This window comes from Streptomyces sp. R35 (assembly GCF_041053035.1).
In the GTDB taxonomy this organism is placed as follows: domain Bacteria; phylum Actinomycetota; class Actinomycetes; order Streptomycetales; family Streptomycetaceae; genus Streptomyces; species Streptomyces lutosisoli.
Map to the genome: position 1 here is coordinate 7189831 of NZ_CP163440.1, position 17981 is coordinate 7207811.

Annotated in this window: 18 protein-coding genes; 12 read left to right on the plus strand and 6 right to left on the minus strand. The window is 71.4% G+C overall.

The genetic code is table 11. The features are described from left to right. The first annotated feature begins 3 nt into the window (after positions 1 to 3). The 5 genes from AB5J50_RS32695 to AB5J50_RS32715 all read left to right on the plus strand — a co-directional run bounded on the left by AB5J50_RS32695 (position 4) and on the right by AB5J50_RS32715 (position 6231). On the plus strand, positions 4 to 2286 hold the full coding sequence (locus AB5J50_RS32695) for a hypothetical protein (protein WP_369261836.1): 2283 nt from the start codon (positions 4 to 6) through the stop codon (positions 2284 to 2286). 408 nt (positions 2287 to 2694) lie between these two features. Continuing rightward, the gene (locus AB5J50_RS32700; protein WP_369261838.1) at positions 2695 to 3669 is read left to right on the plus strand and encodes an ABC transporter ATP-binding protein; all 975 of its coding nucleotides are present in this window, start codon (positions 2695 to 2697) and stop codon (positions 3667 to 3669) included. Then, complete coding sequence (locus tag AB5J50_RS32705) at positions 3666 to 4406, plus strand: ABC transporter permease (protein WP_327431512.1); 741 nt, start codon at positions 3666 to 3668, stop codon at positions 4404 to 4406. Before AB5J50_RS32700 ends, AB5J50_RS32705 begins: the two co-directional genes overlap by 4 nt. Positions 4407 to 4411: 5 nt before the next feature. After that, positions 4412 to 5620, plus strand: a complete 1209-nt coding sequence (locus AB5J50_RS32710) for a sensor histidine kinase (protein WP_369265580.1) — start codon at positions 4412 to 4414, stop codon at positions 5618 to 5620. After that, the gene (locus AB5J50_RS32715) at positions 5617 to 6231 is read left to right on the plus strand and encodes a response regulator transcription factor (protein WP_327431513.1); all 615 of its coding nucleotides are present in this window, start codon (positions 5617 to 5619) and stop codon (positions 6229 to 6231) included. Before AB5J50_RS32710 ends, AB5J50_RS32715 begins: the two co-directional genes overlap by 4 nt. A gap of 284 nt (positions 6232 to 6515) precedes the next feature. On the opposite strand, the gene AB5J50_RS32720 is transcribed toward AB5J50_RS32715, so the two are convergent. Beyond that, positions 6516 to 7367: a tetratricopeptide repeat protein gene (locus AB5J50_RS32720; protein ID WP_369261840.1), complete on the minus strand. Its 852-nt coding sequence runs from the start codon at positions 7365 to 7367 to the stop codon at positions 6516 to 6518. Positions 7368 to 7384: 17 nt separating this feature from the next. Further along, entirely contained in the window at positions 7385 to 8443 is a 1059-nt protein-coding gene (locus AB5J50_RS32725; protein ID WP_369261841.1) for a GNAT family N-acetyltransferase, read from the minus strand. 141 nt (positions 8444 to 8584) lie between these two features. Between AB5J50_RS32725 and fdxA the strand changes: the two genes are divergently transcribed. Further along, a complete protein-coding gene (gene fdxA / locus AB5J50_RS32730) occupies positions 8585 to 8905 on the plus strand; it encodes a ferredoxin (RefSeq protein WP_018089397.1) in 321 nt (106 codons plus the stop codon). Positions 8906 to 9019: 114 nt separating this feature from the next. Beyond that, the gene (locus AB5J50_RS32735; RefSeq protein WP_369261842.1) at positions 9020 to 10114 is read left to right on the plus strand and encodes a bifunctional succinyldiaminopimelate transaminase/glutamate-prephenate aminotransferase; all 1095 of its coding nucleotides are present in this window, start codon (positions 9020 to 9022) and stop codon (positions 10112 to 10114) included. A gap of 167 nt (positions 10115 to 10281) precedes the next feature. On the opposite strand, the gene AB5J50_RS32740 is transcribed toward AB5J50_RS32735, so the two are convergent. After that, positions 10282 to 10803 carry an ATP-binding protein gene (locus tag AB5J50_RS32740; protein WP_369261843.1) on the minus strand — a complete coding sequence of 174 codons (522 nt, stop codon included), beginning with the start codon at positions 10801 to 10803 and terminating at the stop codon, positions 10282 to 10284. Between the two features lie 342 nt (positions 10804 to 11145). Then, the gene (locus AB5J50_RS32745; protein ID WP_369261845.1) at positions 11146 to 12135 is read right to left on the minus strand and encodes a heavy metal transporter; all 990 of its coding nucleotides are present in this window, start codon (positions 12133 to 12135) and stop codon (positions 11146 to 11148) included. Positions 12136 to 12255: 120 nt separating this feature from the next. Between AB5J50_RS32745 and dapE the strand changes: the two genes are divergently transcribed. Then, on the plus strand, positions 12256 to 13335 hold the full coding sequence (gene dapE / locus AB5J50_RS32750; protein ID WP_369261847.1) for a succinyl-diaminopimelate desuccinylase: 1080 nt from the start codon (positions 12256 to 12258) through the stop codon (positions 13333 to 13335). A 103-nt stretch (positions 13336 to 13438) separates the two neighbouring features. Next, a complete protein-coding gene (locus AB5J50_RS32755) occupies positions 13439 to 14200 on the plus strand; it encodes a TIGR00730 family Rossman fold protein (RefSeq protein WP_369261848.1) in 762 nt (253 codons plus the stop codon). A 278-nt stretch (positions 14201 to 14478) separates the two neighbouring features. Here the strand turns inward: AB5J50_RS32755 and folP are convergent, their stop codons facing one another. Further along, entirely contained in the window at positions 14479 to 15339 is an 861-nt protein-coding gene (folP, locus tag AB5J50_RS32760) for a dihydropteroate synthase (RefSeq protein WP_369261849.1), read from the minus strand. Between the two features lie 192 nt (positions 15340 to 15531). Here folP and AB5J50_RS32765 point away from each other — a divergent pair, with 192 nt between their 5' ends. Together AB5J50_RS32765 and AB5J50_RS32770 are read left to right on the plus strand one after the other, a co-directional pair. Continuing rightward, positions 15532 to 15885 (plus strand): DivIVA domain-containing protein, encoded by a 354-nt coding sequence (locus tag AB5J50_RS32765; RefSeq protein WP_369261851.1) that lies wholly within the window; start codon positions 15532 to 15534, stop codon positions 15883 to 15885. Continuing rightward, the gene (locus tag AB5J50_RS32770; protein WP_369261853.1) at positions 15882 to 16460 is read left to right on the plus strand and encodes a DNA-3-methyladenine glycosylase I; all 579 of its coding nucleotides are present in this window, start codon (positions 15882 to 15884) and stop codon (positions 16458 to 16460) included. Before AB5J50_RS32765 ends, AB5J50_RS32770 begins: the two co-directional genes overlap by 4 nt. A gap of 80 nt (positions 16461 to 16540) precedes the next feature. Here the strand turns inward: AB5J50_RS32770 and AB5J50_RS32775 are convergent, their stop codons facing one another. Next, positions 16541 to 17344 carry an enoyl-CoA hydratase/isomerase family protein gene (locus AB5J50_RS32775; protein ID WP_369261855.1) on the minus strand — a complete coding sequence of 268 codons (804 nt, stop codon included), beginning with the start codon at positions 17342 to 17344 and terminating at the stop codon, positions 16541 to 16543. A gap of 362 nt (positions 17345 to 17706) precedes the next feature. Between AB5J50_RS32775 and AB5J50_RS32780 the strand changes: the two genes are divergently transcribed. Then, positions 17707 to 17874, plus strand: coding sequence for a DUF3117 domain-containing protein (locus AB5J50_RS32780; RefSeq protein ID WP_003966491.1), 168 nt, complete (start codon positions 17707 to 17709; stop codon positions 17872 to 17874). Positions 17875 to 17981 lie beyond the last annotated feature (107 nt).

The following is a 17981-nucleotide window of genomic DNA, read 5'->3' on the forward strand; positions in this document are numbered from 1 at the left end:
GCCTTGAGTCGTGAAACTGACAGTTCGTCCTCCGGGCCCAACGGGCGCGGTGGAGCCGCGTACCCGTCGGGGACGCCGCCGTACGGGACCCCCATGGCTTCCGAAAGCGGCGCCGACGCGGGCCGTTCGGCCACCGGCAACCCGCCGGAGGAGCGCAAGACCGAGACCACGCTGACGACCCGGATCCGGATCAACATCCCCGGGTCGCGGCCCATCCCGCCCGTCGTCGTCCGCACGCCGGTCGCAGACGCGGACGGGTCCGCTGTGTCCGCCGAGGGTGCCGACGGCGTGGGCACCCGCGCGGAGGCGTCGCCGGGCGTGAGTTCGCCCATAGGCGCGGCCACCGCGACGGCCACCTCACCCTCCACGGCCCCGTCCGCGGACGGCCCCGCCGGGGCACCCGCCACGGCCGAGGAGAAGACGAGCGACTGGTTCGCGCCGCGCAAGTCCGGTGCGCCCAAGGGCGGGCCGGGAGGCGGCTCCACCAACGGTGCGGGCCTGCCGGGCGGTTCGGGCCCCGCGGGCGGGGCCGGCTCCCCGGGGACACAGGGCGGACGTCCTGGTGCCCCGGGCGGTGCGCGCCCGAGCTCCGCGAACGGTGCCGGTCCGCTGGGCGCCCCCGGTGGTGCCCGGCCCGGTGGCGCGAACGGGCCCCGCCCCGGCGGCGGCGGTACGAACGGTGCCGGGCTGCCCGGTGCCACCGGCGCCGGACCCGTGGCCCCGGGCCATGGCGGCGGCACCGGCTCCTTCGACGTCTCCGCGGCGCTGAGCAGCACGGGCTCCTTCCCCGCCGTGGGATCGTCCGCCGGGTCGCCCGCCGGCTCCGGCAACGGCGGCGAACGGCGCCGTGACGACCTGCCGTACTTCTCCGAGGGCGGGCCCGCGGGCCCGACGGGTGGTCCGGTCACCGGGGACGGCCCGCTGGTGCCGCCGGCCGGTCCGGGAGTGGCACCCGGCAGCCTGGCCGCGGGTCCGGGTACGGGCCCGGGCGCCGGGTATCCCGGCGGCGGTCCCGGTGGTCCGGGCGGCATGAGCGGTCCTGGCGGTCCGGGCGCCCATGTCACCCCGCGCGGCGGTCTCAGCGGCGGTCTCAGTGACGACACCGCGATCCTCACGCCGCAGAAGCCCGCGCCCGAGCCGGGCGCAGGCGGCTACGGCGGCCCCGGGGACAATGTCTCCGGCCACACCCTGACCAGCGGTATCCCCGTCGTACCGCCCGCCCAGAACTCCCCGTTCGGGCCGGGCGCGCACACCGACGGCCCGCTGCCGCACACCCCGCCGAAGCTGCCCGAGCCGGTCCAGAAGCCCGCGGCCTCGTCGAAGCCGGCCAAGAAGAAGGGCCGCAGCAAGCTGACGCTGCTGGTCGTCGGCGTGGTCGTCATCGGTGGCGGTGCCTACGGCGCCGGGCTCCTGATGAACCACTCGGACGTGCCCAAGGGCACCACCGTGCTCGGCGTCGACATCGGCGGCGGCACCCGCGACGAGGCCGTCAAGAAGCTCGACGACGCCTTCGGCAGCAGTACGAACAAGGCGCTCAAGCTGTCGGTCGACGGCGACACCGTCTCGCTCAAGCCGGACCAGGCCGGGCTCCAGTTCGATACCCAGGCCACCGTCCGCACTGCCGCGGGCAGCGACTACAACCCCGTGTCGGTGATCGGCTCGCTGTTCGGCCAGGAACGCGTCGTCGAGCCCGAGATGCCGGTCGACGAGGAGAAGCTCCAGGCGGCCCTCGAGGGCGTCGCGGGCGGCTCCGGTTCGGCGAGCGACGGCACGATCAAGTTCGTGGCGGGCAAGGCCGTCGCCGTGTACGGCAAGGCGGGCAAGGGCATCGACGTCAGCGCCTCGACGACGCAGGCCGTCGAGGACGCGTACCGCGCCCAGGTGGAGTCCGGTACGACCACGCCGGTGAAGGTCGCCACCACGACCCGGCAGCCGACGATCTCGAAGACCGAGGTCGACCGGATGATGAAGGCCTTCGCCAAGCCGGCGATGTCCGCGAACGTCACGGTCCGCACGGACGCCGTGCACACGATCTCCTTCAGCCCGCAGAACTCCATCTGGCAGTTCCTGAGCGTGCGCGCGGTCGACGGCAAGCTCGTCCAGCACTACGACCTCGCCACCCTCAAGAAGCTGTACGGCGGCGCCTTCGACGGCGTCACGATCACCAAGGGCGACGGCAGCAAGAAGGCCGTGAGCCCGCAGGACGTGGCCTCGGCCCTCGGCCAGGCACTGCTCGGCAAGACGGCCGCCGACCGCATCGTGACCATCTCCACCAACCCCAGCTAGCGAACGCGCTTCGGGAGGGCGCCCGGCCATGGATTCCATGGCCGGGCGCCCTCTTGTCGTACGCCAAGATCCGATGGAACGTGGCATCGAGCGAGCCGGGGCGAGTGGGCCGCATGGGGTGGGAGTTCACGGACGATCGCGGAGTCACCGTGCGGACGGCCGGGCGGTGTGGGAGGCGGCCGCCCGGTTCGCGCCCGATCTCGTCCTGGCCGACAACCGCGGGAATGCCGTGACCGGGCGGGAGTTGGAGGCCCTGCCGGGCCGGCGCGCGCTCACCGCCGCGGCGGTGGTGGAGCCGTGGAACCCGGAACCAGGGGTAGCCGCGCGTGGAGGGCGTCGGCGTATGACATCTGTCATCCGGGAGTCAGGACACGCTGCACTGCCGGGCGCACCCCCTCCGCCGCCACGATGGAGCACATGACAACGACTACACGGACCACGGGGACCACGGGGGCCACCACCTCGGTGGTCGGGTTCGCCTCGGTGACCAAGAGCTACGGGAGCGTCCGGGCCGTGGACGGGCTGACGCTCGACCTGCACCCGGGCGAGACGGTCGCCCTGCTGGGTCCCAACGGCGCGGGCAAGTCGACCACGCTGGACCTGCTCCTCGGCCTCAAGCACGCCGACAGCGGCACGGTGAGCGTCTTCGGCACCAGCCCGCGCGAGGCGATCGTCCGCGGCCGGGTGGGCGCCATGCTGCAGAGCGGCGGCCTGATGGACGAGGTCACGGTCGCCGAGCTGGTGAAGCTCGGCTGCGATCTGCACCCCAAGCCGTACCGCGCCACCGACGTGCTGGCCCGCGCCGGCATCACCCAGATCGCCGACCGCAAGGTCAACAAGCTCTCCGGCGGCCAGGAACAGCGCGTCCGCTTCGCCCTCGCCACGGCCGGCGACAGCGATCTGATCGTCCTCGACGAGCCCACCACGGGCATGGACGTCTCCGCCCGCCAGGCCTTCTGGGCCACCATGCGCGAGCAGGCCGACCAGGGCCGTACGGTCCTGTTCGCCACGCACTACCTGGAGGAGGCCGACGCGATCGCCGACCGCGTGCTGGTCCTGCACCGGGGACGCCTGCTGGCCGACGGCACCGCCGCCGAGATCAAGGCGAAGGCCGGCGCCCGCCGCATCGCCTTCGACCTGGAGGGCCCGATCGACGAGGCCGCGCTGCGCGCACTGCCCTTCCTGACGTCCGTCACGGTGTCCAACAACGGCTCCGCCGCGGGGTCCGGCCAGACCGTCCGCATCCAGTCCTCCGACGCCGACGCGACCGTCCACGCGGTGTACGGGCTCGGCGTCTACCCGCGCAATCTCGAAGTGGCCGGACTCGGCCTGGAGCAGGCCTTCGTCGCCATCACGGAGGCCGAGGAGGCCAAGCAGTCATGAACAGTCTGATCAAGCTGGAACTCACCCGCGCCCTGCGCAACCGCAAGTTCCTGTTCTTCTCGGTGATCTACCCCTCGGCCCTGTTCCTGCTGATCGCGGGCAACGCCGACAGCACCACCAAGGTCGACGGCACCGGCCTCACCGTCCCGACGTACATGATGGTCTCGATGGCCTCCTTCGGCGCCCTGACCGCCGTCCTGATGGGCAACAGCGAGCGCATCGCCAAGGAGCGCGAGAGCGGCTGGGTACGGCAGCTCAGGCTGACCACCCTGCCCGGGCGCGGCTACGTCCTCGCCAAGACCGCGAGCGCCGCCGTCGTCAGCCTGCCGTCCATCGTCATCGTCTTCGTGGTCGCCGCAACCGTGAAGGACGTCCACCTGGACGCCTGGCAGTGGCTCGCGCTCACCGGCGCGATCTGGGCGGGATCCCTCATTTTCGCCGCGCTCGGCGTGGCCATCGGTTACCTCGCCAGCGGTGACGCGGTCCGTCCGATCACGATGATCACGTACTTCGGTCTGTCGATGCTCGGCGGCCTGTGGATGCCCAGCACGACCTTCCCCGACTGGTTGCAGAACATCGCGAAGTGGCTGCCCACGCACGCGTACGCTGCCCTCGGGCAGGCCATCGAACTGGGCGACGCCCCGCACGCGAAGGACCTCGCCATCCTCGCCGTCTACTTCGCTCTCTTCGCGGGCGGCGCGGCCTGGCTGTACCGGAAGGACACGCTGAAGGCGTGAACGCCATGACGGAAGCCCCGCTGCCCGACGAGACCCGGCCGGTGCCGCTGATGCGGATGGGGGAGTCCCCCCGCAACATCCGCGAGGCACTGCGCAAGGCGATCTGGATCGTCATCTGGCTGGTGTTCCTCAGCTCGCCGGTCCACGACCTGGTCTCCGGTCACCACACGACCGCCGCCACGGTGGCCGGCTGGCTGGGCCTGACGGTCTTCGTCGGGATCTATCTGACGCTGGTCTTCCGGAACATGGGCAGGGCGTTCGCCGCCACCGCGGTCGTCGCCGGCCTGGTCATCGGCCTCGGCGCCCTCGCCGCCGTGCTGAGTCTCACCCTCGGCCCGTCCTGGCTGGGCCTGTTCGTGTACGTCTCCGTCGCCTGCGGGACGACGTTCTCGCTCCGCGTGGCGTACTGGACGATCCCGCTGACCGCCGCCGTGATGCTGCTCGTCGGCCTGCACGGCGGCGAGGGAGACGCGCGCAACCTCGTCCTCCTCGTCGTCCTCATCGGTTACGCGATGACAGGCGTACGGCAACTGGTGCGTACGACGGTGGAGTTGCGCAAGGCGCGGGCGACCGTCGCCCAACTCGCCGCGAACGAGGAGCGCTTGCGCCTGGCCAGGGACCTGCACGACCTCCTCGGCCACTCCCTCTCGCTGATCACGCTGAAGAGCGAACTGGCCGGCCGGATGCTCCCCGACCACCCCGACAAGGCGGCCCAGCAGGTCGCCGACATCGAACAGGTCAGCCGCCAGGCCCTCGTCGACGTCCGCGAGGCGGTCACCGGCTACCGAAGGCCCCGGCTGGCCGGCGAACTCGCGGGCGCCCAGGTCGCGTTGACCGCGGCGGGCGTCACCGCCGACCTGCCGGCCGAACCGGACCTCGACGGCGTCCCCGAGGAGAGCGAGTCCGCTCTGGCCTGGGCACTGCGCGAGGCGATCACCAATGTCGTACGGCACAGCGGGGCCCGGCGCTGCGCGGTGGAGCTCGTCCGACGCCAGACGCTCGACGGGCCCGTGCTCGAACTGTCCGTGGAGGACGACGGTTCGGGCGGCTCCGGCACCCCGGGGAACGGCCTGACCGGGCTGATGGAACGGCTGGAGAAGGTGGGGGGATCGCTGGAGGCGGGAAAGGTGCGGCACGGATTCCGCTTGACCGCCCGAGTACCGACGGGAGCCCCGGCCGAGCCGTCCGGCCACCCCGTAGGATCCGGGGCATGAGCCGCACGATCAAGGTCCTGCTCGCCGAGGACCAGTCGATGGTCCGCGAGGCGCTGGCCGCGCTGCTGGGCCTCGAACCGGACATCGAGGTGGTCGCCCAGGTGGCGCGCGGGGACGAGGTGCTGGCCGCGGCGCGCGAGCACGACGTCGACGTCGCGCTCCTCGACATCGAGATGCCGGGGCAGACGGGTATCGAGGCGGCGGCCGAACTCCACAAGGAGTTCCCCGGCCTCAAGCTGGTCATCCTCACGACCTTCGGCCGTCCCGGCTATCTGCGCAGCGCGATGGAGGCCGGCGCCGCCGCCTTCCTCGTCAAGGACGCGCCGGCCGCCCAACTCGCCGAAGCCGTACGGAAGGTACTGGCCGGCGAGCGTGTCATCGACCCCACGTTGGCGGCCGCCGCCCTGGCCGAGGGAGCCAACCCCCTCACCGACCGCGAACGCGAGGTCCTCCGCGCGGCGGCCGACGGCTCCACCAACGCCGAACTGGCCACCGCCCTCCACCTCTCCCAGGGCACCGTCCGCAACTACCTCTCCACCGCCATCCAGAAACTCGCCGTCCGCAACCGAGCGGAAGCGGTCCGCACGGCGCGGGAGAAAGGCTGGCTGTAGCCGCCCAACGTTCCTCGCCCCCGCCGCCCCTACCCGTCCCATCCCCCAGGGGCTCCGCCCCTTCGACCCCGGGGTAGTTCTTCGGCTGCGGGTGGGTGGGGGCTGGTCGCGCCCCGCGGCGGAGCCGCAAATGTCACAGCCCCGCGCCCCTGACGGCTCGGGGCTGCGCCCCGTCGCCCCGAGCCGTCAGGGGCGCGGGGAACTGCGCAATCTTTTAGGGGGGTCTGGGGGCGCAACCCCCAGGGATGGGACGGGGTAGGGGCGGCGGGGGCGAGGAAAGGTTGTCAGTTGAGCATGGCGCGGGCGGCGTGGGCCTGTTGGCGTACTCGGGTGGCGGCCGGTTCGTCGACGGCGGCCACTACGTCGGCGTACGCGTCGAGTTCGGCGGCACCGGAGAGGAAATCACCGCGCTGAACAAGGAGTTGAGCGCGTTCGTAGCGCAGCCGCGCCGGGTGCGACGGCAGCAGCAGGGACAACTCGACGGCCCACAGCGCCACATCCGACCGCTCGGGACGGGTGGCGGCCCAGGCACGGATGTTGTTCAGGATGCGCAGGACGACATCGAGCGGATCGGCGGGGGACAGCATCGACGGGTCGAGCGGCGCGCCCGTCGCCCCCGCGACGAGCAGCTCCGCGTCGGAGCCGGTCAGCACCCGCCCCCCGTCGAAGGGATCGGCGAGCACCTGCTGCTCGGTGGGCCCGAAGCCGACGACGAAGTGCCCGGGCAGAGCGACCCCGTACACCGGCGCACCGGCCCGCCGAGCGACCTCCATCCACACCACGGAGAGCAGGATGGGCAGCCCGCGCCGCCGCCTCAGCACCTCGTGCAGGAGAGAGGACTCCAGCCGCTGGTAGTCGCTCGGCGTCCCCCGGAAACCGCAGCGCCCGCCGAGCAGTTCGGCGAGCGCGACCGCCCAGGACCGCGGCCCGCCCGGACGGAACGGCAACTGCCCGGCCAGCCGGTCCAGCTCGATCTGCGCCGCGTCCATCCCGGCCTCGTCCAGCGTGCCGTCCGCCGCGGCTCCGACCAGCAGACACAGCACCGCCAGATCGGGCCGCTCGGCCCGCGCCTCGTCGGCGAACCGCTGCCGCACCTCGGCGGCGCGCTCCGGTTCCGGTGGCTGAGGGACACGCATAGCTGGCTCGTGCCCCTTCACGCCGATCGATACGGGTCGCCGAAGCCGAAACCGCCATCGGCCGCCCCGGAGGCGGCGCCGGCGTCCGGGACCCACCGGTAGTGGTGGTACGCGTGATGAGCCCCGAAGCCCATCCCCGCGTACATCGCCCGCGCCCCCGTGTTGTCCTCCTCCACCTGGAGCCAGGCGGCCGAGGCGCCCTCGTCCAGGGCCCGGCGGGCCAGGGCGGCCATGACGGTGGTGGCGAGGCCCTGGCGGCGGTGGGCGGGGTCGACCTCGACGGCGGCGAAACCGGCCCAGCGGCCGTCCACCACGCAGCGTCCGATCGCGGCCGGAGGCTCCCCCTCCGCACCGGGCACCGTCGCGAACCACACCGAGGGCCCGCTGCCCAGCACCTTCAGGGCCACGGCGCTCAGCCCCTTCCTCTGGTACCGGTCCAGCCACGTGTCGTCCGCCTCGCGGGAGAGCACGACCCCCGGCGCCTCCCGGTCCCCGACCGGCGCGAGCGAGCCGATCCACAGCTCGGCCGTCACCTCACGTACCCAGCCGCGCGCCTCCAGCTCCGCGCACAGCAGCTCCTGCGTGCCCTCCGCCCCGGTCGCGGTCTGGATGTACGCGGGCAGGTCACGGGCCGCGTACCAGTCCCGTACGCGGGTCAGTGCCTCGTCCAGCGGCACACCGGGGTCACCGAGCGGCAGAACGGAGTTGGCGCGCCGGGTGAACCCGGAGGCCGCCCGCAGCTCCCACTCGCCGAGCCGCTCGCTCTCCACCGGCCGCCAGGCCCGCGCCGAGACCCGCACCAGCTCCTCGTACGAGGCCGCCGGGCCCCGCCGACGCGCCGGAGCGGACGGTACGACCTTGCCCGCGACCAGCGAGGATTCCGCGATCTGGACACACTCACCGGTTCGCCGTGTGATCTGCAGCACACCATTGTCCCATGATGTGAGAACACCGACCGTGTCGGTGAACTTCTCACCCTCGGCGGCATCTTTGACCATCCGCCGAACAGAGACACGTTTGCCCACGTCAGCAGCGGTGATACGGACCTCAAGGTGGCCGGACGCAGAGATTTCCACAGGTCAGTTCACCCCTCCTGTTCGGATCATGCCCAAGAACGGAGATACTAGGGGCGGGCATCGACGACGCCGCGCTCCCGCGCGCCAGGCGGCGGGAGCCTACGAAGGCCCGCCAGCGCCCTATCGAGGAGGAACGACAGCGTGACCTACGTCATCGCGCAGCCTTGTGTCGACGTCAAGGACAAGGCGTGCATCGAGGAGTGCCCGGTCGACTGCATCTACGAGGGCTCCCGGTCCTTGTACATCCACCCGGACGAATGCGTCGACTGTGGAGCCTGTGAGCCGGTGTGCCCGGTCGAGGCGATCTTCTACGAAGACGACACTCCGGAAGAGTGGAAGGACTACTACAAGGCGAACGTCGAGTTCTTCGACGAGCTCGGCTCGCCCGGCGGCGCCAGCAAGCTCGGCCTGATCGAGCGCGACCACCCCTTCATCGCAGCGCTGCCGCCGCAGAACCAGTAAAGCGGCCCGCATACACGCGCCGCCTCGGTCCCGTACGGCCTGATCGCTTCGATCGGCTTACGGGACCGAGGCGTTTGCCGTACCGGCGAGTACAGAGAAAGTGAGCCAGATCCCGTGTCCGCAGTCTCCGACCGGCTTCCCACCTTCCCCTGGGACAAGCTGGAGCCCTACAAGGCGACGGCCGCCGCTCACCCGGGTGGCATCGTCGACCTGTCCGTCGGCACCCCGGTCGACCCGGTGCCCGAGCTGATCCAGAAAGCTCTGGTCGCGGCCGCGGACTCGCCGGGCTATCCCACGGTGTGGGGCACACCCGAGCTGCGGGACGCGATCACGGGCTGGGTGGAGCGACGGCTCGGCGCGCGGGACATCACCCACCGCCACGTACTCCCGATCGTCGGCTCCAAGGAACTGGTCGCCTGGCTGCCCACCCAGCTGGGCCTGGGCCCGGGCGACAAGGTCGCCTACCCGAGGCTCGCGTACCCGACGTACGAGGTCGGCGCACGCCTGGCCCGCGCGGACTACGTCGTCTACGACGACCCGACGGAGCTGGACCCGACGGACGTGAAGCTCCTGTGGCTGAACTCCCCGTCCAACCCGACGGGCCGGGTCCTCTCGAAGGACGAGCTCACCCGGACCGTGGCGTGGGCCCGCGAGCACGGCATCCTGCTCTTCTCCGACGAGTGCTACATCGAGCTGGGCTGGGAGGCCGACCCGGTCTCGGTCATGCACCCGGACGTGAACGGCGGCTCCTACGACGGCATCGTCTCGGTCCACTCGCTCTCCAAGCGCTCGAACCTGGCCGGCTACCGCGCCGCGTTCCTCGCGGGCGACCCCGCCGTACTCGGCGACCTCCTCCAGATCCGCAAGCACGGCGGCATGATGACGTCCGCGCCGACCCAGGCCGCCGCGGTCGCCGCCCTCTCGGACGACACCCACGTCCGCGAACAGCGCGAGCGCTACGCCGCCCGCCGCACCGCCCTCCGCGACGCCCTCCTGAAGCACGGCTTCCGCATCGAGCACAGCGAGGCCAGCCTCTACCTGTGGGCCACCCGCGACGAGTCCTGCTGGGCCACGGTGTCCCACCTCGCGGACCTCGGCATCCTCGTCGCCCCGGGCGACTTCTACGGCGAGGCGGGCGAGAACTTCGTCCGCGTGGCCCTGACGGCAACGGACGAGCGCGTGGCGGCGGCAGTGGACCGCCTGGCGTAAGCAACAGCGCCCCGTAAGGGGCGCGGGGCTGTGACACTATGCGGCTCCGCCGCGTGGGCGCGCCCAGCCCAAGACGACCCGCAGCCGACAAACCGACATGCGCGAGGGGTCCAGGGAAGCCCCTGGACCCCTCGCGCATAAAGCGGCTGTCGTAACAGCCCCGGCGGCTAGCCGAGCGGCAGCCCCTTCAGCGGCAGCCCGCCCTTGGTGACCGCGTCGGTCGGAAGACCACCCTTGGTCACCTGGTCGGTGGGCAGACCACCCTTGGTCACCTGGTCGGTGGGCAGACCACCCTTGGTCACCGCGTCCGTCGGAAGACCACCACCCGTGGCGGTCTTCGCGGTGTCACCGAGCAGACCCCCGGCCTGCCCCGCCGTGTCCCCGGCCACCTTCTGCGCGGCCGGCGTCGCCGTCTTGGCGACCTTGCCACCGGTCTTGCCCGCGGCCGGCACCGCCTTCTTGACCGCGTTGCCACCGGCGGTGCCCGCGAGCCCGGTGACGTTCTGCGTCGCACCGTCGACCGTGTTGCCGACCTGCGCCCCGTCCAGGGCGGTCAGCCCGCCGAGGTTGGGTGTGGCCGGCAGTTCGGCCGCCGCGCTGGCGGAGCCGGCCGCACCGACCCCGGCTGCCGCTCCCGCTGCGACGAGCAGCGCGGCACGGGCGATCCGGCGGGTCAGGGGGAGGGACATGATGCTCCTTAGACGGGAGAGAACGGTGAAGTGTCCGACCGCGCCCGAGAGTTGACCGGCTGGCTGCCGACCGTCCGACGGTTGATCGTTCCGGGCTCGGACGCAGTGACTACCGCTCGAAGCCCACGAAGGTTGCGGTGGCCCAACGTAAAGAGTTGGCAATGCGTCGCATTATCATCTGCGGATAAAAACGGGCAAAAGGTACCCGGTCGGAAAGTCTGCCGAATCCTTATGGCCCTTTGTTTTCAAGGGAATCGGCGGATGCGGGAGTGAGTGCGCGAAAACCTGCGCACATCGTCGACTCCGCGTGACGCGGCTCCCCCTGAAGGGTGAGGGCCCGTACTACTGCCCGGTGACGATTCGGACCTCGGCGGCGGAGTTCCCCGCGGCCGAGCCCCCCTTCGCGTCGGACGTGCGCCACTCGCTGTCGGCGCTCCCGGCGGTCCACTCCCGCCCTGCGTACGACACCCGTTCGATGTGCAGCGCGGACGAGTTGGCCACGGCCCAGTGCGCCAGCTCCCAGCCGCGCTGCCGCACACCGCGCTTGGCGGTGGCCTCCTTGCGCACGGGGACGGTCACTGTGCCGCTCCCGCCGGTGGAGGAGGCGGAGGGGGTCGAGGAGGCGGCGGACGGCGAGGCGGAGGTGCCCTCGGCGCTCACGGCGGCTCCGGCGTCCTGGAGCACGTCACGCCCGAAGTCCCGTACGAGCGCCGCGCGCACCGAGTCCGCTCCGCCGGCCGGGGTCGCGTCCGGGCGCCCCTCACACGTCAGCGTGGCCGCCGCGCGGCCGGTCAGGGCGGCGGCGAGCAGCGTGGCGTCCGGCTCGTGCTTCGCGTACGCCTCCGGATAGCCGCTGCGCTGCACGCGCTGCGCGGCGACGGTCAGCGGCAGCTTCGTATAGCCGGACACCTTGGCCAAGTGCTCGTAGAAGATGCCCGCCGCGTACGTCGGGTCCATGATCTGCTTCCTCGTGCCCCAGCCCTGCGACGGCCGCTGCTGGAAGAGGCCGAGCGAGTCGCGGTCGCCGTGCTGGATGTTGCGCAGCCCCGACTCCTGGAGCGCGGTCGCGAGGGCGATGGTGACGGCGCGCTCGGGCAGGCCGCGGGAGGTGCCGACCGCCGAGATCGTCGCCGCGTTCACCGCCTGCTCCGGCGTGAACTCGTACGACGCACCGTCGCCCTTGCCGGAGACGACCTCGCATCTCGGTGCGCCCGTGCCTCCCGTGAGGTACTGCACGGTGAGATAGCCCGCGACCGCGAGCAGGACTACGACGGCCGCTCCGAAACGCAGGAGGCGGCCACGCCGGACGGGAGTGGGGGACGGCTCTGACACGTCGTACAAGGTACTGGAGGCCTCTGTCGGCGCTCTGTGGGGCTGTGGACAACGGGAGGGCGGCCCGGGGTGCCCGGCCACGGATGAGACGGGATGGCCCAGGGCGCTAGGGTCGACGGCATGGCCGACACCCCGCTTGACCTCGCCCTCGACGCTGCCGAGCTGACCGCGCGGCTCGTCGACTTCCCCTCCGTGAGCGGCAACGAGAAGCCGCTCGCGGACGCCATCGAGACCGCCCTGCGCGCCCTGCCGCACCTGACGGTCGACCGGTACGGCAACAACGTCGTGGCGCGTACGAACCTGGGCCGCGCCGAGCGCGTCATCCTCGCCGGCCACATCGACACGGTCCCGATCGCCGACAACGTCCCCTCCCGCCTCGACGAGGACGGCGTGCTGTGGGGCTGCGGCACCTGCGACATGAAGTCCGGCGTCGCCGTGCAGCTGCGCATCGCGGCCACGGTCCCCGAACCCAACCGCGACCTCACCTTCGTCTTCTACGACAACGAAGAGGTGGCGGCCCATCTCAACGGCCTGAAGCATGTGGCCGAGGCCCACCCCGACTGGCTGGAGGGCGACTTCGCGATCCTCCTGGAGCCGACGGACGGGCAGGTCGAGGGCGGCTGCCAGGGCACGCTCCGGGTGTTCCTGAAGACCAAGGGGGAGCGCGCGCACTCCGCGCGCGCGTGGATGGGCTCCAACGCGATCCACGCGGCCGCCCCGATCCTGGCCAGGCTCGCCGCCTACGAGCCGCGCACGCCGGTCGTCGACGGCCTCCAGTTCCACGAGGGCCTCAACGCCGTCCGCATCGAGGGCGGCGTGGCCACCAACGTCATCCCCGACGCCTGCACGGTCGTCGTCAACTTCCGTTACGCGCCGGACCGTAGCGAGGAGGAGGCGGAAGCCTTCGTCCGCGACTACTTCGCGGACTGCGGTGTGGACGAGTTCATCGTCGACGACCACTCCGGCGGGGCCCGTCCCGGCCTGAACCACCCCGCCGCGGCGGCCTTCCTGGCCGCCGTCGGCGGCGAGGCCCGCCCCAAGTTCGGCTGGACGGACGTCGCCCGCTTCAGCGCGCTCGGAGTGCCGGCGGTGAACTACAGCCCGGGCAACCCGATTCTGGCCCACAAGGTGGACGAGCGGGTCAAGGCGTCGCTGATCCCGGAGGCCGAGGAGCGGCTGCGCGGCTGGCTGACCGCCTGAGGCGTATCTCCGGGCGGTTCATGGCGGACATCCTCGCGTCCCCCCTCCGTAACCCGCGTAGATCTACGCTGGGGTGGAACGACCGCAAGCGGAGGGAGCGCACATGGCTACTGGCAACCCCGAGGGCAAGAAGCGGCCACCGGAGGAGCAGCGACTGGGGCCCGTGCTGCGCAGGCGGGATCAGGTGCAGTCGAGCACCACGGATCAGCGGTTGCTGGACGCGGGCGGGCCTTCCGACTGGGTGCACACCGACCCCTGGCGGGTCCTGCGCATCCAGTCGGAGTTCATCGAGGGCTTCGGCACGCTGGCCGAACTCCCGCCCGCGATCAGTGTGTTCGGCTCGGCGCGTACGCCGGTGGACTCGCCCGAGTACGAGGCCGGAGTCGCCCTCGGCCGAGGCCTGGTCGAAGCCGGCTTCGCCGTCATCACCGGCGGTGGCCCCGGCGCCATGGAGGCCGCCAACAAGGGTGCCTGCGAGGCGAAGGGCATCTCCGTCGGCCTCGGCATCGAGCTGCCCTTCGAGCAAGGCCTCAACCCGTACGTCGACATCGGCCTCAACTTCCGCTACTTCTTCGTCCGGAAGATGATGTTCGTCAAGTACGCGCAGGGTTTCGTGGTTCTGCCCGGCGGCCTCGGAACCCTCGACGAACTCTTCGAGGCCCTCACCCTCGTCCAGACCCAGAAGGTCACCCGCTTCCCGATCGTCCTCTTCGGCACGGCGTACTGGGGCGGCCTCGTCGACTGGCTCAAGAACACCCTCATCGCCCAGGGCAAGGCCTCCGAGAAGGACCTCCTCCTGTTCCACCTCACCGATGAGGTGGAGGAGGCGGTGGCCCTGGTCTCGAAGGAGGCGGGCCGCCGCTAGCTGAACGGGGCGTTGCTCGCCCCCGCCGCGTCTGGCTCCGCCCCAGAGCCCGTGGGGTTGTGTGTCGGGTGCGGGTGGGTGGGGGCTGGTCGCGCCCCGCGGCGGAGCCGCAAATGTCACAGCCCCGCGCCCCTGAAGGCGCGGGGCTGCGCCCCGCGATCCCGCGCCCGCCCCCCCCGTTTTTCAGGGGCGCGGGGAACTGCGCAATCTTTTAGGGGGGTCTGGGGGCGCAGCCCCCAGGGATGGGACGGGTAGGGGCGGCGGGGGCGAAGGACTCTCTACGCCAGGCCCCGGCGGGCTACCGCCGGTGGGCGGTGGCCCGCGATGGACGTCACCATGTCGAGGACCTGACGGGTCTCCGCGACCTCGTGGACGCGGTAGACCTGAGCCCCGAGCCACGCGGACACGGCGGTCGTCGCCAGCGTCCCCACCACCCGCTCCTTCACCGGCTTGTCGAGCGTCTCGCCGACGAAGTCCTTGTTGGAGAGGGAGACCAGCACGGGCCACCCCGTAGCCACCATCTCCCCCAGCCGCCGCGTCGCCTCCAGACTGTGCCGGGTGTTCTTCCCGAAGTCGTGCCCGGGGTCGATCAACACGGACTCCCGGGGCACGCCCAACGACACCGCCCGCTCGGCCAGCCCGAGCGTCACCCGCAAGATGTCGTCCATGACATCGTCGTACGCGACCCGATGCGGACGCGTCCGCGGCTCGGACTCACCGGCGTGGGTGCACACCAGCCCCACCCCATACCGTGCGGCCACCTCCGCGAGCCGCGGATCGACCCCGCCCCACGCGTCGTTGAGCAGATCCGCTCCGGCCTCGCAGACCGCCTCACCGACCTCGTGCCGCCAGGTGTCGACGCTGATGATCACGTCGGGGAAGCGCCGCCGCACCTCGGCGACGAAACCGACCGTCCGCCGCGCCTCCTCCTCGGCGGACACCTCTTCCCCCGGCCCGGCCTTGACCCCACCGATGTCGATGATGGCGGCACCCTCTGACACCGCCTGCTCCACGCGGGCGAGGGCGGGCTCGTCGCGGAAGGTGGCCCCCTGGTCGTAGAAGGAGTCCGGGGTCCGGTTCACGATCGCCATGATGACCGGCTCGCGCGGGTCGAATTCGTGCCTGCCCAGCCTGAGCATCCCCTGTGACCTCTCCCAGTAAATCCCGCTGATAAGCCGCCTGCGACCTTAACTGTCAGACTCGCATGGCACGATCGGACCCTGGCGGTTTCAGAGCCAGACAGCTTCAGTACCCGTCAGACAGCTTCAGTAGCTTCAGTACTTTCGCGCCGGCGTGAAACGCGCCGGCACCAGAGCGTGGGGACCTCAGCGATGTTCATGTTCTTGTTCCTGGTCGTCGCGCTCGCCGTCGTGGTCGCCGCGGTGACACTGTCCGTGGTGGGCGGCGGCGAGAGCGCCCCCCTTCCCGAGGCCGTGCCCGAGCGGCTGGCGGACCCCCTGCCCTACGACCGGCCGGTGAACCGGGGCGACGTGGAGGCGCTGCGCTTCCCCCTCGCCCTGCGGGGCTACCGCATGGCGGACGTCGACGACGCGCTCGGCCGTCTCGGCGCCGAGATCGCCGAGCGCGACGCCCGGATCGTCGACCTGGAGACCGCGCTCGCCGGCGCCAGGGCGGCCACGGCCACCACCTCGCTGCGGAAGCCCGCCGAGGAGGACCACCAGTGAGCGACGCGCTCGCCGGCCCGGACGGCGCGCTGCGCTGCCCCTGGGCGCTGTCGACCGAGGACTACGTGGCGTACCACGACGAGGAGTGGGGCCGCCCGGTCCACGGCGACGACGCACTGTACGAGCGGCTCTGCCTGGAGGCCTTCCAGTCGGGCCTGTCCTGGATCACCATCCTGCGCCGCCGCCAGGGTTTCCGCACCGCCTTCGCCGGCTTCGAGATCGCCAAGGTCGCGACCTTCACGGACGCCGACAAGGAGCGCCTGCTCACCGACGCAGGCATCATCCGCAACCGCGCCAAGATCGAGGCGACCGTCGCCAACGCACGCGTGCTGGCCGACTGGGCCCCGGGCGAGCTCGACGAACTGATCTGGTCCTTCGCCCCGGACCCCGCCAGCCGCCCGGCCCCGAAGCACCTCTCCGAAGTCCCGGCCGTCACCGACGAGTCGACCGCCCTCTCCAAGACGCTGAAGAAACGCGGCATCCGCTTCGTGGGCCCGACAACGGCCTACGCCCTGATGCAGGCCTGCGGCTTGGTGAACGACCACTTGGAAGACTGCGCTGCGCGCAGTTTTTAGGGGCGCGGGGCCGTGACACCATGCGGCTCCGCCGCGTGGGCGCGACCAGCCGCGTACGACCCGCAGTTCCCCACCAGCCGTCACCTCCCCAGATACTTCGGCTTCTCCTTGTTGACGAACGCCTGCACAGCGATCGTGTGGTCCTCGGACGCCCCGGCCCGCGCCTGCAACTCGTCCTCCTTCTCCAGCGTCTCGTCCAGAGAATGAGTGATCCCGTACGCCAAGGACTCCTTCAGCGCGGCATACGCGACCGTCGGCCCCGAGGCCAATGCCCGCGCCACCTTCTCCGCCTCCCCGCGCAGCTCGGCCGAGGGAACAAGCCGGTTCGCGATGCCGAGGTCGTAGGCCTCCTGCGCGGTGATGCTGCGCGGAAACAGCAGCAGATCGGCTGCCCGGCTCGGGCCGATGACCCGCGGCAGCGTCCAGGAGATCCCCGAGTCGGCGGTCAGCGCCACCCCGGCGAACGACGTGTTGAAGGCAGCCGTATCCGCCACGATCCGGTAATCGGCGGCGAGTGCGAAGCCGAAGCCCGCACCGGCCGCGACGCCGTTCACCGCGGCGACCACGGGCTTCGCGGCCCCGGTCAGGGCCCGCACGATGGGGTTGTAGTGCTCGCGCACGGTGCTCATCGTGTGGCCCGACCCCGACTGCTTGTCGGCGGCCAGCAGCCCGATGTGCTCCTTGAGGTCCTGTCCGACACAGAACGCCCGGTCACCGGCGGCGGTCAGCAGGATCGCCCGTACGTCCCCGTCCGCGGCGGCAGCCTCTGCCGCGTCCCGGAAGGCGACCTTGGTCGCGATGTTCATCGCGTTCATCGCCTCGGGGCGGTTCAGCGTGATCGTCGCGAGTCCGTCGCTCACCTCGTAGAGCACGGTGTCGGCCATGGTGGGTCCCCTCCGGTGTGCGGCTCCGTCGTACCGGCCGGTACGTCTGTGTCCGATGACAGCATGGCGGAGATCACCGGCGGTGGGCGCGGGCCCCACATGTGACCTGCGTCAAAGAAATCCGTGCCGGCGAAGTCGATGCGGCGGCGCAGTATCGCAGTCACATCGCCGAATTGAGTGGTTTTGCTCAAGCGCGTTGCGCAAGCGATGCCGACTGATGTTGGTCATCGGGTCCTGAGATGCGGGATAATGGCCTGGAAGCAATGTGTTCGATGCCGGTGACGTGTGTCCTATGAGGGGACGTGCGTGCCCTTCAAGGGGCCGTCGGCGACGATGAGCTGGTTTCAGGAAGGGGAACGAGCATGGCGGCCATGAAGCCGCGGACGGGCGATGGCCCGCTCGAGGTGACCAAGGAGGGGCGGGGCATCGTCATGCGCGTTCCGCTCGAAGGCGGCGGTCGGCTCGTCGTCGAGCTGACCCCGGACGAGGCTGACGCGCTCGGCGACGCCCTCAAGAAGGTCGTCGGCTGACGCGGAACGCGACCATACCTTTCAGCTGCCCCGGCATCGTATTCGGTGCCGGGGCAGTGGTGTGTCAGGGGTACGTCATCGACGTACCCCGCATCATCGGTACAGGT

Coding starts and splice junctions, on each gene's coding strand:
- AB5J50_RS32705 (WP_327431512.1), top strand. CDS start 3,666: ATGAACAGTCTGATCAAGCTGGAACTCACCCGCGCCCTGCGCAACCGC.
- AB5J50_RS32765 (WP_369261851.1), top strand. CDS start 15,532: ATGTTCATGTTCTTGTTCCTGGTCGTCGCGCTCGCCGTCGTGGTCGCC.
- AB5J50_RS32715 (WP_327431513.1), top strand. CDS start 5,617: ATGAGCCGCACGATCAAGGTCCTGCTCGCCGAGGACCAGTCGATGGTC.
- AB5J50_RS32700 (WP_369261838.1), top strand. CDS start 2,695: ATGGAGCACATGACAACGACTACACGGACCACGGGGACCACGGGGGCC.
- AB5J50_RS32780 (WP_003966491.1), top strand. CDS start 17,707: ATGGCGGCCATGAAGCCGCGGACGGGCGATGGCCCGCTCGAGGTGACC.
- AB5J50_RS32710 (WP_369265580.1), top strand. CDS start 4,412: ATGACGGAAGCCCCGCTGCCCGACGAGACCCGGCCGGTGCCGCTGATG.
- AB5J50_RS32775 (WP_369261855.1), bottom strand. CDS start 17,344: ATGGCCGACACCGTGCTCTACGAGGTGAGCGACGGACTCGCGACGATC.
- AB5J50_RS32720 (WP_369261840.1), bottom strand. CDS start 7,367: ATGCGTGTCCCTCAGCCACCGGAACCGGAGCGCGCCGCCGAGGTGCGG.
- dapE (WP_369261847.1), top strand. CDS start 12,256: ATGGCCGACACCCCGCTTGACCTCGCCCTCGACGCTGCCGAGCTGACC.
- AB5J50_RS32740 (WP_369261843.1), bottom strand. CDS start 10,803: ATGTCCCTCCCCCTGACCCGCCGGATCGCCCGTGCCGCGCTGCTCGTC.
- AB5J50_RS32755 (WP_369261848.1), top strand. CDS start 13,439: ATGGCTACTGGCAACCCCGAGGGCAAGAAGCGGCCACCGGAGGAGCAG.
- folP (WP_369261849.1), bottom strand. CDS start 15,339: ATGCTCAGGCTGGGCAGGCACGAATTCGACCCGCGCGAGCCGGTCATC.